Origin of the sequence: Pseudomonas sp. 13B_3.2_Bac1 (assembly GCF_025466205.1) — a bacterium.
Taxonomy (GTDB): Bacteria; Pseudomonadota; Gammaproteobacteria; order Pseudomonadales; family Pseudomonadaceae; genus Aquipseudomonas; species Aquipseudomonas fluorescens_H.
Window position 1 is genome coordinate 1 of the sequence record NZ_JANLOG010000039.1, and the last position, 13,984, is coordinate 13,984.

General features: G+C 61.6%; 10 protein-coding genes. 2 read left to right on the plus strand and 8 right to left on the minus strand.

All coding sequences use genetic code 11. From position 1 onward, the window contains the following. Positions 1-81 precede the first annotated feature (81 nt). Positions 82-2,118, minus strand: a complete 2,037-nt coding sequence (locus NTD85_RS05965; protein ID WP_262141683.1) for a TonB-dependent receptor — start codon at positions 2,116-2,118, stop codon at positions 82-84. A gap of 336 nt (positions 2,119-2,454) precedes the next feature. Between NTD85_RS05965 and katG the strand changes: the two genes are divergently transcribed. Next, positions 2,455-4,725, plus strand: coding sequence for a catalase/peroxidase HPI (gene katG / locus NTD85_RS05970; protein ID WP_262141684.1), 2,271 nt, complete (start codon positions 2,455-2,457; stop codon positions 4,723-4,725). A gap of 230 nt (positions 4,726-4,955) precedes the next feature. Here the strand turns inward: katG and pepN are convergent, their stop codons facing one another. Genes pepN through NTD85_RS06000 form a run of 6 tightly spaced genes read right to left on the minus strand, consistent with a single transcriptional unit; the run spans position 4,956 to position 11,472 of the window. Further along, on the minus strand, positions 4,956-7,613 hold the full coding sequence (pepN, locus tag NTD85_RS05975; RefSeq protein WP_262141685.1) for an aminopeptidase N: 2,658 nt from the start codon (positions 7,611-7,613) through the stop codon (positions 4,956-4,958). A 10-nt stretch (positions 7,614-7,623) separates the two neighbouring features. Continuing rightward, entirely contained in the window at positions 7,624-8,454 is an 831-nt protein-coding gene (locus NTD85_RS05980) for a DUF2797 domain-containing protein (protein WP_003224179.1), read from the minus strand. Further along, positions 8,451-8,711 (minus strand): YeaC family protein, encoded by a 261-nt coding sequence (locus NTD85_RS05985; RefSeq protein ID WP_003224178.1) that lies wholly within the window; start codon positions 8,709-8,711, stop codon positions 8,451-8,453. Before NTD85_RS05985 ends, NTD85_RS05980 begins: the two co-directional genes overlap by 4 nt. 33 nt (positions 8,712-8,744) lie before the next feature. Then, entirely contained in the window at positions 8,745-9,614 is an 870-nt protein-coding gene (locus NTD85_RS05990) for a rhomboid family intramembrane serine protease (RefSeq protein WP_103485044.1), read from the minus strand. Continuing rightward, complete coding sequence (locus tag NTD85_RS05995) at positions 9,611-10,585, minus strand: metallophosphoesterase (protein WP_400496502.1); 975 nt, start codon at positions 10,583-10,585, stop codon at positions 9,611-9,613. The genes NTD85_RS05990 and NTD85_RS05995 overlap by 4 nt, the downstream gene beginning before the upstream one ends. Beyond that, entirely contained in the window at positions 10,582-11,472 is an 891-nt protein-coding gene (locus NTD85_RS06000; protein ID WP_003224174.1) for an NAD(+) kinase, read from the minus strand. The genes NTD85_RS05995 and NTD85_RS06000 overlap by 4 nt, the downstream gene beginning before the upstream one ends. Before the next feature lie 115 nt (positions 11,473-11,587). On the opposite strand from NTD85_RS06000, the gene NTD85_RS06005 reads away from it, so the two are divergent. Continuing rightward, positions 11,588-12,538, plus strand: a complete 951-nt coding sequence (locus NTD85_RS06005) for a DUF1853 family protein (RefSeq protein ID WP_262141687.1) — start codon at positions 11,588-11,590, stop codon at positions 12,536-12,538. A gap of 103 nt (positions 12,539-12,641) precedes the next feature. On the opposite strand, the gene NTD85_RS06010 is transcribed toward NTD85_RS06005, so the two are convergent. Continuing rightward, positions 12,642-13,925: an arsenic transporter gene (locus NTD85_RS06010; protein WP_262141688.1), complete on the minus strand. Its 1,284-nt coding sequence runs from the start codon at positions 13,923-13,925 to the stop codon at positions 12,642-12,644. Between the last annotated feature and the right edge of the window lie 59 nt (positions 13,926-13,984).

The window sequence follows — 13,984 nt, forward strand, 5'->3', positions numbered from 1 at the left end:
TTTTTTTTTTTTAAAAAAAAAAATCAAAAGATCGCAGCCTGCGGCAGCTCCTACAGGGGGAAGTGTTAACAGGTCAACTAATCAGAACGTCGTACGCAACCCCACCTGAATGCTGCGCCCTTCTGCCGGTGCAATATCGCGCAGGATCGAACTGGCGTAACGCACGGTCTGGTTGGTCAGGTTCTCGGCGTTGACGAAGGCCAGCCATTTGCTCTGGCCGACATCGAAGTGATACCCCACATTCGCCCCCAGCGTGGTGTAGCCATCGGTGCTGCTTTCGTTGGCCGGTACGCGATGCTGCGAGCTGGCGTGTTCGACATCGATCCGCGCCTGCCAGCGATCCAGTTCCCACAGCAAACCGCTGTTCAAGCGCAACGGCGCAATGCGCGGCAGATCCTGACCGTTGTCGAGATTCTTGGCGCGGGTGTAATCGCCCGACAGCTCCAGCGCGAACTTGCCGTAGGCATTTTCGCCAAGCGTCCAGCGATCCTGCGCCTCGATGCCGCTGAAACGTGCACGCACGCCCGAGTAGGTGTATTCGGGAATCCCGCCGGCGTCCTCTTCGCCTTCGTCATTCAGTGTGCGGCCAGTGCCGAGCAAGCCGATGTAGTTGGAGAAGTGGCTGTAGAACACGCCGACACTGCCCTTGTGCGTGCCGTTATCGAAACGCAACGCGAGGTCGCTGGACACGGCTTTTTCTTTCGACAGCCCGGCATCGCCGACTTCATAGGTGCCGGTCGCGACGTGGGCGCCGTTGGCGTACAGCTCATAGAAGGTCGGTGCACGCTCGGTGTAGCCGAGTGTCGCGGCGACCGACCAGATCGGCGTCAGCGTGTAGACCGCGCCGGACGACAGGCTGCCCGCGGTGAAACGGTTGGAGCGGTCGGCGTTGGCAAAGCGCTCGTTGCCTTTGGCGTCCGGGTCGACCGTGGTGTGTTCGAGTCGGCCGCCGAGGGTGAACAGCAGACGCTCGGTGGCTTGCAACTCTTCCAGAATGAACAGTGCGCCAGCGTCGGTATCGGTGTGCGGCACAAAGGCCTCTTCGCCCAGCGCCGAGAATTCGTTGCGGCTGACCTGGGCGCCGATCACCCCGTTGAACGGGCCCAACGGCTGATGCCGGGCCTCGACCCGTGCTTCGTAACCCTTGTTCTTGAACGTGGTACCAACCTCGCCGCCCTCGATTTCCCGATGCTGGTAATCGGTGTAGCCGGCGTCGAGCTTGATCGAGCTGAACGGCCCGTCGAGATTGCGCATTTCCGAGGCGAATGCGTAATGCTCCTGCTGCATGCGGATGCGCACGTCGTCTTCGGCGGGCGAGCCGTAGTTCGAATCGTAATTGCTGTAGGACAGACCGGCGTAGCCGTCATCCCAAGTGTAGGAACCGCCGACGGCGCCGCCATCCTGACGGCCGTCGCTGTTGGCCAGCCGATGCTTGCGCGAGTCGCCGTCGTCGTTGGCGCGTGCCGCGCCGGTCTTGGCGTAGCCGGGAATCTTCAGGTCATTGAACTCACGGGCGCTGGCGTCCAGATGCAAGGCGAACTGACCGTTGCCGGCCTCCAGTTTCCCGGCGCTGCTGCGGGTGGTGTCGGCGCCACCATAACGCAACTCGCCGGCCCCGTGGATGCCGTCGATGGCTTCGGTGGGGATGCGGTTATCGAAGGTGTTGACCACCCCGCCAATCGCACTGCCGCCATACAGCAACGCTGCCGGGCCACGGACGATTTCAATGCGCTCGACATTGACCGGGTCCAGTGGTACCGCGTGGTCGTACGACAGCGACGAGGCGTCCAGCGCGCCGACACCGTTACGCAAGATGCGAATGCGATCACCGTCCTGACCGCGAATGATCGGCCGACTCGCGCCGGGGCCGAAGTACGACGAGGACACGCCGGGCTGCTTGTTCAGGGTCTCGCCGAGGCTGCCCTTCTGTTGAAACGTAAGGTCGTCGCCGCTGAGGACGGTCGAGGGCGATGCCAGAGTCTGGCTGCCCAAAGGGTTGCCGGTGATGACTTGCGGTTGCAACTCGAGCGGCTCGACGGCGAACACCGGTGAGGCGATCAGCAGCGCGGCAGCCAGCGGAGTCAGGCGTCGTTGAAGGGGTTGGGAACGGGCAGGCATTTCAGAACTTCCGTGAGCAGAAAAGTGAGAATCGCTGCCGGCGTGTTGCAAACAATACCGGCAGAAACAGAATGAAATCTTTTTTATGTTATACAATAACATTTCTTTCTGTCATCACGATTCTTCCAATTCGTTTTGCAGCAAGCGCTCAAGCACGCGGATTTCAGGCCTGATTCAGGGAATCAGGCCGTCTGTGCAATAGCTCAAAGATGCTGAAAGACTGCGCCTATCAGCCTCCAATAGTCGGCCTATTAGCTGGTTGCCCGAGTCGGGTCTAGCCTTACTACTCCGAAGTCGGCACGAGCCGGCCGTACAAGACCTGATAAGGACTCGAACATGGCAAACGAATCGAAATGCCCGTTCAACCACGCCGCCGGTGGTGGTACGACGAACCGTGACTGGTGGCCGAATCAACTGAACCTGAAGATCCTCAGCCAGCACTCGCCCAAGTCCGATCCGCTGGGCAAGGACTTCGACTACGGCAAAGCCTTCCAGAGCCTGGACTTCCAGGCCCTGAAACAAGACCTGCGCACGCTGATGACCGACTCCCAGGACTGGTGGCCCGCCGACTTCGGCCACTATGGCCCGCTGTTCATCCGCATGGCCTGGCACAGCGCCGGCACCTATCGCACCGCCGATGGCCGCGGAGGCGCCGGCTCCGGGCAACAGCGTTTCGCCCCGCTCAACAGCTGGCCGGACAACGTCAGCCTCGACAAAGCCCGCCGACTGCTATGGCCGATCAAACAGAAATACGGTCGCAATATTTCCTGGGCTGACCTGATCGTACTCACCGGCAACGTCGCGCTGGAATCCATGGGCTTCAAGACTTTCGGCTTCTCCGGCGGACGTCCCGATGTCTGGGAACCGGACGAAGACGTTTATTGGGGTTCGGAACACGAATGGCTCGGTGGCGACAGCCGCTACGGCAAGGACAAATCCGCCATGCAGGAACCCGGTGACGGCACGCTGGTAGCCGAACCGGACCTGCACGGCAAAGAGGAAAGCCGCACCGATCAGGGCGAACGCAATCTGGAGAACCCGCTCGCCGCGGTGCAGATGGGCCTGATTTATGTGAACCCGGAAGGCCCCGAGGGCAACCCGGATCCGGTGGCTTCGGGTCGCGATATCCGCGAAACCTTTGGCCGCATGGCGATGAATGACGAAGAAACCGTGGCACTGATCGCTGGCGGTCACGCTTTCGGCAAGACCCACGGTGCCGGCCCTGCCGACAATGTCGGGCCTGAGCCGGAAGCGGCCGGCCTGGAAGAACAAGGCCTTGGCTGGCGCAACGCATTCGGTACCGGCAAAGGCGCCGACACCATCACCAGCGGCCTGGAAGTGACCTGGACCACCACCCCGACCCAGTGGAGCAACAACTACCTGGAAAACCTGTTCGGTTTCGAGTGGGAACTGTTCAAAAGTCCGGCCGGTGCGCATCAGTGGAAACCAAAAAACGGCGCCGGGGCCGGCACCGTTCCCCATGCGCACGATCCGAGCAAAAAGCTCTCGCCGACCATGCTCACCTCCGATCTGGCGCTGCGCTTCGACCCGATCTACGAGCCGATCGCCCGACGTTTCCTGGCCAACCCGGATCAACTGGCGGACGCCTTCGCCCGCGCCTGGTATAAGCTGATCCACCGTGACATGGGCCCGCTGTCGCGCTACCTCGGCCCGGAACTGCCCAACGAAGAACTGCTGTGGCAAGACCCGATTCCTGAAGCCACTCACCCGCTGATCGACAGCAACGATGCGGCGGCGCTGAAAAGCAAAGTGCTAGCGTCGGGGCTTTCCGTCTCGGAACTGGTTTCGACGGCGTGGGCCGCCGCATCGACCTTCCGTGGTTCCGATAAACGTGGCGGCGCCAACGGCGGCCGTCTGCGTCTGGCCCCGCAGAAATTCTGGCAGGCCAACCAGCCGGAGCAACTGGACAAGGTGCTGAAGACCCTTGAGGGCATTCAGAACGAGTTCAACGCCGGCTCATCCGGCAAGAAAGTTTCACTGGCAGACCTGATCGTGCTGGCGGGTAACTCCGGGGTCGAACAAGCGGCGAAAAACGCCGGACACTCGGTTTCTGTGCCGTTCAATCCAGGCCGCACCGATGCGACTCAGGAGCAAACCGACGTCGAGTCGTTTGGTTTCCTCGAACCGATTGCCGATGGTTTCCGTAACTACAGCAAGGGTAAATACACCGTTTCCGCCGAAGCGCTGCTGATCGACAAGGCGCAACTGCTCACTCTCTCCGCGCCGGAAATGACCGTTCTGGTCGGTGGTCTGCGCGTACTCGGGGCCAACGTCGGGCAGAGCCGGCATGGTGTGTTCACTTCGCGCACTGAAACGCTGAGCAACGACTTCTTCACCAACCTGCTGGACATGGGCGTGGAGTGGAAGCCGACCTCACCGGCAGCGGACGAGTTCGAAGGGCGCGACCGTAAAACCGGCAGCGTGAAGTGGACGGCGACGCGGGTTGATCTGGTGTTTGGTTCCAACGCGATCCTGCGTGCGCTGGCCGAGGTGTATGCGAGTTCTGACGCGAAGGAACAGTTCGTCAAAGACTTCGTGGCGGCGTGGGCCAAGGTGATGGATCTGGATCGATTTGATCTGAAATAACGCAATAACCCTGTAGGAGCTGCGGCACGCTGCGATCTTTTGATCCTGATTCAAACAACCAGAATCAAAAGATCGCAGCCTCGTTGCACTCGACAGCTCCTACAGGGGTTTGTGCACGACGCAAATAACTATGGGAGCGGGCTTGCTCGCGAATGCGGTGTACCAGTCGACATCTCCGTGTCTGACACACCGCTTTCGCGAGCAAGCCCGCTCCCACATGTCGTTACGCGTTACGCCAGGCTTTTGCTCACCACTTCGTACACATCGCTCGACAACTGCCCCGAAGCCCGAATCCGCTCCAGCTCAGCCTTCATCAACGCCTGACGGGCGCTGTCGTATTTACGCCAGCGGGTCAGTGGCGCCAGTTGGCGCGAGGCAATCTGCGGGTTGAAGCCGTTCAGTTCGATCACCAGATCCGCGAGGAAGCGGTAGCCCGAACCGTCGGCGGCGTGGAAGTTGATCAGGTTCTGCCCGGCAAACGCACCGACCAGCGCACGCACCTTGTTCGGGTTCTTGATGTTGAACGCCGGGTGCTGCATCAAGGTTTTCACGCGTTCCAGACCGCCCGGCAGCGTGCTGCCGGCCTGCACGCTGAACCACTGATCCATGACCAGCGGGTTGTCCTTGAAGTGCTCGGCGAAGGTCGCCAGTACTTTGGCCTTTTGTTCTTCGAACGGCGAGTTGACCAGCACCGCCAGCGCGGTCAGGCGCTCGGTCATGTTGTCGCTGTTTTCGAACTGTTCTTGCGTAGCGGCCAGCACTTCCGGCTTGCCGCTGAGCATCAGGTACGACAGCGCAATGTTCTGCAGCGCGCGACGGGCAAAGTGCTCGGCCTCGGCCACATACGGTGTTTGCTTCGACAGATCACGGTTGGCCTGGTAACGCAGCCACAGCGCTTCGAACAGGTTGTCCGCCAGTTGCTTGCGGGCAAACTCGCGGGCGGTGTGGATCGCCTCGACATCCGCCACTTCGCTGATTTCGGTCAGATAGGCTTCGCTCGGCAGCGAGAGCATTTCGGCGACCATGGCCTGATCCAGCGACTCGTCGGACAGCACGGTTCTCAGCGCCGAGATCAGACGCGGATCGAGCACCAGGCTCTCGTCCTTCTGCTGCTGGGCGATCAGTTCCTGCAGCACCTGCACCGACAGCTGCTGACCGGCATCCCAGCGATTGAAGCCGTCGCTGTCGTGCTGCATCAGGAACATCAACTGGTCGCGGTTGTACGGGAAGCTCAGTTTCACCGGTGCGGAGAAACCACGCAGCAACGATGGCAGCGGGTGTTCAGCGATGTCGACGAAGGTGAAGGTCTGCTCAGCCTCGGTCACCGAGATCACGCGGCTGGTGCCCTGGGCCGATGCTTCACCGGCCAGACGCAGGGCAATCTCGTTGCCTTTGCTGCCGAGCAGACCGAGTTCGACCGGGATCACGAACGGCAGTTTTTCCACCTTGTCCGGGGTTTCCGGGCAGCTCTGGCGGAAGGTCAGGCTGTAGGTCTTCGCCGCGGCGTCGTAGGACTCGCTGACCGCCAGACGCGGTGTGCCGGCCTGGCTGTACCAGCGTTTGAACTGGGTCAGGTCGACACCGTTGGCATCTTCCATGGCCTTGACGAAATCGTCGCAGGTCACGGCCTGGCCGTCATGGCGTTCAAAGTACAGGTCACTGCCCTTGCGGAAACCCTCGGCGCCCAGCAGGGTGTGGATCATGCCGACCACTTCCGAGCCTTTTTCGTACACGGTCAGGGTGTAGAAGTTGGAGATCTCGATGAAGCTGTCCGGGCGCACCGCATGGGCCATCGGGCCTGCATCTTCGGCGAACTGATGAGTACGCAGGTAGGCCACGTCCTGAATGCGCTTGACCGTGGCCGAGTTCATGTCCGAGGAGAAACCGGCGTCGCGGAACACGGTGAAGCCTTCCTTGAGCGACAGCTGGAACCAGTCGCGGCAAGTCACGCGGTTGCCCGACCAGTTGTGGAAGTATTCGTGGGCGACGATCGCCTCGACCCGCTGGTGCGCGGCGTCGGTGGCAGTTTCGGCGCGAGCCAGCACGGCGCTGGAGTTGAAGATGTTGAGCCCCTTGTTCTCCATCGCGCCCATGTTGAAATCGTTGACCGCGACGATCATGAAGATGTCCAGATCGTACTCGCGACCGTAGACCTCTTCGTCCCAGCGCATCGACTTCTTCAGGCTGTTCATCGCGTGCTGGCACTTGTCGATGTTTTCCGGCTCGACGTAGATGCGCAGCGCGACATTGCGCTGGGTTATGGTGGTGAAGGTGTCTTCGACGCACCACAAATCACCAGCCACCAGCGCGAACAGGTACGCCGGCTTCATGAACGGGTCTTCCCAGGTCGCCCAGTGCCGGCCATCTTCGCCAGGGCCCGAGGCAATCGGGTTGCCGTTGGACAGCAGCACCGGATAGCTGTGCTGCTCGGCGACCACCGTGGTGGTGAACTTGCTCATCACGTCCGGGCGGTCGAGGTAATAGGTGATCTTGCGGAAGCCCTCGGCCTCGCACTGGGTGCAGAACATTGTGCCGGACTTGTACAGGCCTTCCAGTGCGGTGTTGGTTTCCGGGTGGATCCTGACGCTGGTATCGACCGTGAAGCTGGCGCTGGCCGGCTGCAGGGTCAGGGTGTTTTCGGTCAGCTGATAATCGCCGGCGCTCAGTTCCTGGTCAGCCAGGGTCACCGAAAGTAGCTCCAGTTGCTGGCCGTCGAGCACCAGCGGCGGCAGGCCCGGGCCACGCTCAGGGTTGCGGCGCATCACCAGTTGCGCGTGGACCAGGCTGTGGTCCTCGAACAACTCGAAGGTCAGGTGCGTCTCGTCGATCAGGTACTCGGGGGCCTGATAGTCCTTCAGGTAAATCATCTTCGGTTGTTCGGTGCGCATGCTGGAATCCTTATTGATGCACGGCGAGCTGATAGGCCGTGTATTTGCGAATGTTGATCACGCCGGTGTCAAAAATCAGGTACTGACCCTTGATCCCCAGCAGCGTGCCTTCGGCAATCGGGTTCTTGTCCAGGTTGAAGCTGACGATTTTGGCCGGGTATTGCTCGACCGGATAGCGGATTTCGAGAGGTTCTACATCGGTAATCTTCTGAATAGCTTGTAGGCCGAATCGCTGCTGCAAGCCGTCCAGGCCTTCGGCACAGCTGTCGAACAGTTGGTCGCGCACCTGGGCCAGATCCACCGCCGCCGCATCGCCCTTGAGCAAGGCGCGCCAGTTGGTCTTGTCTGCCACCTGACTGCGGAACAGGTCTTCGACGAAGCCCGACTGTTGCCGCGTCGACACACGCATGATCGGCAGCGCCTGACTCGCGCCCTGATCGAGCCAGCGGGTCGGCAGTTGCGTGGCGCGAGTGATGCCGACCTTGATCCCCGACGAGTTGGCCAGATACACCACGTGATCGGTCATGCAGAACTGCTGGCCCCACACCGGGTCGCGGCAGGTGCCGGCCTCGAAGTGGCAGCGCTCCGGGCTCATGATGCAGATGTCGCACTGCGCCAGTTTGGTCATGCACGGGTAGCAATAACCCTGGCTGAAACTGGTTTTGGTCTTGCGCCCGCAATGGGTGCAGTGGATCGCCCCCAGGTACTCCAGACGCACCGTGGTGCCGATCATGGGATTGACCGGCACCTCGACATCATCCAGACGAAACGCATATTGCACATTCGGCCCGTCCAGGCGCGCCGACATTTTGCTGATTGCACCGCGGCCAATCTCGATCAATGGATGGCATCCGACTTGAACAGGATGTTCGGCACTTCGATCGACTTCGACGCACATTCTTGCGGGCCCATGTAACCGGTGCGCTGGTCTTCAGGCAGGTTCTGGATTTCCCAGGCGATCATCGCCTGCAACGACAGCTCGCGCTGTTCGGCGGTGAGTTTGCCACCGTCGGACCACTTGCCGATTTCCACGGCCAGTTTCAGGCTCTCGTAGATGTCCGGGGTGATGTTCTTGATCATGTCGTTAAAAGAGGACATCTGGGTCTCCGTGCTCTTTATTCACTGAAAATTTTAGGCGGCCAGTTTACGGCGGTTATACAAACCGCCCAACAAACCGGTGAGGCATCCGATGAGTAACCCGCTGACGTGCGCGGCGTTGGCGATCTGGCCGAAACCGATCATCGAGACCAGCCCGGACATGCAAATCACCAGCCACACCAGCATCATCACCAGCACGCCACGCGGCAGGCGATACGCCGGGTTCGGCGCCAGCAACTGGAAAATCCAGCAGTGGCCGAGCAATCCGTAGAGCACGCCGGACAGCCCGCCGAACAGGCTCGGGCCACTCCAGGCAAACTGCGCGTAGTTCGACACCAGGCTGAACAACAACGTCAGACCGAGCAGATTGATGCTGCCCTGACGCGATTCGATGCGCCGCCCCAGCTCCCAGTACCACATGCCGTTCATGGCCAGGTGCAGAATGCCGAAGTGCAGCAGCATCGGGGTGAACAGGCGCCACCACTGCCCCGCCGCCAGACTGTCGGCCAGCGGCGTGAAGTGGATGTACTCGCCGACCACGCGGAAATCGAGGAAGGTCAGCCAGCGCAGGGTATCCAGGTTGTCGCCCAGATAGGTCAGGCCGCCGACCAGCAGGCTCAGCAGCAGGATGAACCCGGTGGCCTTGGCGTGTTTGAGTTGTTCGGCGAAGCCCGGACGCTTGAAGGTCGGGGCCACCGGGATGTCCAGCTGTTGATCGGGGTCACCGGCCGGGAAGCGCTCGTACAGCGACCGCACGTCCTCACTGATTTCCGCCGGCGCCCACAGCACCTGCTCGCCCGCCTCTTCGCTGACCCGGTGCGGCACCTGCATCCGTTGCAGCAGTTTGACGAAACCGCTCAGATCCACCGCCAACGGCAGACGCAATACCGCTACCGCACTCATTGCAGCACCTCCGGCCGCTCGACATCGACCCAGACAAATTTATGCGGATCCAGGCGTGTTTCCTGATCCAGACGATAGGCCACCAGTTTGCCGTAGAGCACCGCGCTGTAATCGAGACACGCGAGGTTCGGGCGGATCGGCGCCGGTTTGCCGCTGCGCCAGTAGTGGCCGACGAACAGCAATGGCTCATCAATGCCATAGCGCAGCAGGTTGTTTTTTTCACTCGAAGTCAGCGGCTTCTGCGCCACCGGCTCCGGCAGTGCATCCGGCTGGAAGACGATGTCACCGTAGGTTTTCGGGTCGTCTTCCCAGAACTTGGTACGGAAGAACGAACGCACCAGACCGTCGCCGCTGGTCATGGTCAAGCCATCCGGCAGGCGCATGTCGGTGCCGCGCAGCAGTCGATCAAACACCGTGCAGGCGAAGCTGTCCGGAACCGCCGAGGCCTGCAGAAAATGCTCATCGATGCAGCCATCGGGAAACAGCGCGCGCAACGGTTCGATCAGTCCGGCATCCCAGCAAGCGTGCACCACGCGGAAACGTCCGGCGTCGACAAACAGCGGCAGTTGGTAGAACCAGCGCTGGAAATCGTGCCAGTCACCGGGGTGGCCTTCGAACTGGGTCAGGGTTTCCTGCAGCAGGCGCGCATGGCGCGGCGTGTGCTCACGGACGAACTGCTTGCCGCTGCCCGGAGGCGCCGGCGTGCTCCAGCCCAGGGCGTTGAATTCGTGGTTGCCCATGATGCACAGCGCCTGCCCGGCCACGACCATGTCGTGGACAATATGCAGCGCCTCGCGAATCCGCGGGCCACGGTCGATGATATCGCCGACGAACACGGCCATGCGCGATGGATGCCGCCAGACCCCGCCCTGCTTGTGATAACCGAGACGGTCAAGCAAGTGTTCGAGGGTCAGGGCGCATCCGTGCACGTCACCAATCAAGTCATAACTGCGCGCGGGATCGAGCATCAGTCGCCTCCACCACCCAACTTGCTGCCCCAGCCGAGCTTGGTCCGGCAGACTTCGTAGTAGTTGTGGTCGAGCGGGTGAATCAGCCGCAGCTTCTGCGCTTTCTTGCTCACGGTGATGGTGTCGCCCGGCGCGCAGGTGAAGTGGTTCTGCCCGTCGCAGGAGACTTGCGGGTAAATCTGCATGTTTTTCGACACGACGATTTTCAGCTCACTGTTGCCATCGACCACAATTGGCCGGCTCGACAACATATGGGGGTACATCGGCACGATCACAATGGCATCGAGCTTGGGATGCATGATCGGGCCACCGGCGGACAGCGCATACGCGGTGGAACCGGTCGGCGTGGCGACGATCAGGCCGTCGGCCTTCTGGCTGCAGACGAACTGGCCGTCGATGTACAGCTCGAACTCGATCATCCGCGTCGATTTGCCCGGGTGCAGTACCACGTCGTTCAGCGCATCGCCCTGGCCAATGGCCTCGGCATGCCGGCGAACTTCGGCTTGCAGCAGGAAGCGGTTTTCCACCAGATAATGGCCGTCGAGCACCTTGGCCACTTCGACTTCCAGTTCATCGGGGCGAATGTCGGTGAGAAAACCGAGGCTGCCACGGTTGATCCCCAGCACCGGAATATTGTGCTTGGCCAATGCGCGAGCGGCGCCGAGCAGGCTGCCGTCACCGCCGACGACGATGACCATGTCGCAGACTTCGCCGAGCATCTTGCGTGACGAGGTCTGCAGGCCGTGGCCCGGCAGAACTTCGGCGATGGTGTCTTCGAGAATCACGTGCAGGTGACGATCGAGCAGAAAGCGTTTCAGTCGGCGGACGGTATCCAGCACCTGGGAACTGCCCAGGCGACCGATGATGCCGATATTACGAAATTGCTCCATGGGACCTCTGCGGACAATCGAAAACGCGAAAAGCACGATTATGGGCGAAAGCCCGCCATAGACAAAATCCTTTCAGCCACAAGGGTGCGCTCGTGTTTAAGGCTATGCTCGCAAGATGATCCTGTTTCCCGACTTGCTCCAGTTGCCACACCAATTACGCCATCCGGAAGTGCGTGACCTGGCGTGGGTGATTCTCGCCCCGCCAATGTTGGCCGCGACGCCGTGGCCGCAGCGCCATCCGCTGGCCGGCAGCGATTGGGTGAGCGATCCCGCGCGCCTGGAGCACTGGCTGCGGCAACTGGATCGCGACAGTTATGGCTTGCTGCACTGGCTGGCGCAGGCGCGTACCCGGCGGCTGGGCCTGTATTACGAACGGTTGTGGCAGTTTGCCGTGGAGCATGCGCCGGGCATCGAGCTGATTGCCGCCAACCTGCCAATCCGCCGCGAAGGCCACACCCTCGGCGAGCTGGACATGCTGCTGCGCGACCGCGACGGCGTGCATCACCTGGAACTGGCGATCAAGCTCTACCTCGGCCCGCAGGAGGGCAACGGCCACGATCCGGCGCAGTGGCTGGGGCCGGGCTGTCACGATCGGCTCGACCGCAAACTGGCGCATCTGGCCGAACATCAACTGCCAATCTCGGCGCGCCCGGAAAGCCGCGAGGCGCTGGCCAAGCTGGACATCGAAGTGTTCAGTGCGCAGCTGTGGCTGGGCGGATACCTGCTGTACCCGTGGCCCGGCCAGGCCGAACCGCCCAGAGGCGCGCATCCGCAGCACCTGCGTGGCAGTTGGCTGCATCAGAAGGACTGGCCGGCGTTCGACGCTCAACGTCCGGCCGGCCGCTGGCAACCCCTGCCCCGCCATGCGTGGCTGGCGCCGGCGCACTATCCGGCGGATCAGACCTGGAGCGCTGAACACCTGCAGATGTGGCTGGATGACCTGGAACCGATGGCCCCGGCGCAACTGCTGGTGCGCCTGACCGAGAATGCGCAGGGCGAATGGGAAGAGGCGGAGCGGTTGTTTCTGGTGGCGGATCTTTGGCCGAATGTGCCGGGGCAGGTGTGAGAGTTGTAGTGCCTTAACCGGCCCTATCGCGAGCAGGCTCACTCCTACAGGGGAACGCATTCCAAGGTAGGAGTGAGCCTGCTCGCGATAGGGGCAACTCGGTCTAAAGCGAAAGCCGCAAAGCCAAAGCCGCCAAGGTAATCAACAACACCGGCACCGTCAGCACAATCCCGACCTTGAAGTAATACCCCCAACCAATCCGGATATCCTTGCGCGCCAGCACATGCAGCCACAACAAGGTTGCCAGACTGCCGATCGGGGTGATCTTCGGCCCGAGATCGCTGCCGATCACGTTGGCATAGATCATCGTTTCCTTGACCACACCGCTGGCCTGACTCGCATCGATCGACAACAAGCCGATCAGCACCGTCGGCAAGTTGTTCATGATCGATGACAACAGCGCCGTCAGCACCCCGGTACCCAGCGCCGCGCCCCACACGCCGTACCCGGCGAACACATCCAGCCAGCCGGCCAGATACCCGGTAAGTCCGGCATTGCGCAGGCCATAGACCACCAGATACATGCCCAGCGAGAAAATCACGATCTGCCACGGTGCTTCTTTCAGCACCTTGCGCGTGGAAATCTTGTGGCCACGGGCGGCGATCCCCAGCAGCAGCGCCGCGCAGACCGCCGAGATCGCGCTGATCGGAATGCCCAACTGTTCGAGGAAGAAGCAGCCGATCAACAGAATCACCAGCACCACCCAACCGGCGTAGAACGTGGCTTTCTCGTGGATCGCCGTGTGCGGCAGGTCAAGCTGTTCGGGGTCGTAGGCCTTGGGAATGTCGCGGCGGAAGAACCACATCAGTACGGCGAGCGTTGCGGCCACGCTGACGAAGTTGACCGGCACCATCACCGCCGCATAGCGGTTGAAGCCGATGTGGAAAAAGTCCGCCGAAACGATGTTGACCAGGTTCGACACCACCAGCGGCAGGCTTGCGGTGTCGGCGATGAAACCGGCGCCCATGACGAACGCGAGGGTCGCCGCCGGGGAAAAACGCAGCGCCAGCAGCATCGAGATCACGATCGGGGTGAGGATCAACGCCGCGCCGTCATTGGCGAACAGCGCCGACACCAGCGCACCGAGCAGCACCATGTAGGCAAACAACTTGCGTCCGCTGCCCCGCCCCCAGCGCGCCACGTGCAGCGCGGCCCAGGCGAAGAACCCGGCTTCGTCGAGCAGCAGGCTGATGATGATCAGCGCGACGAAGGTGCCGGTGGCGTTCCAGATGATCTGCCACACCAGCGGAATGTCGCTCAGGTGCACGACGCCGAAGATCAGGGCCAGCACCGCGCCGAGCGTCGCGCTCCAGCCGACCCCGAGGCCTTTGGGTTGCCAGATGACAAGGGTGATGGTCAGCAGGAAGATCAGTGACGCAGCGAGCATTCGCGACAGCCTTCAATTATTCAATGAGTGGAGATCCAAATGTGGGAGCGGGGGGGGGG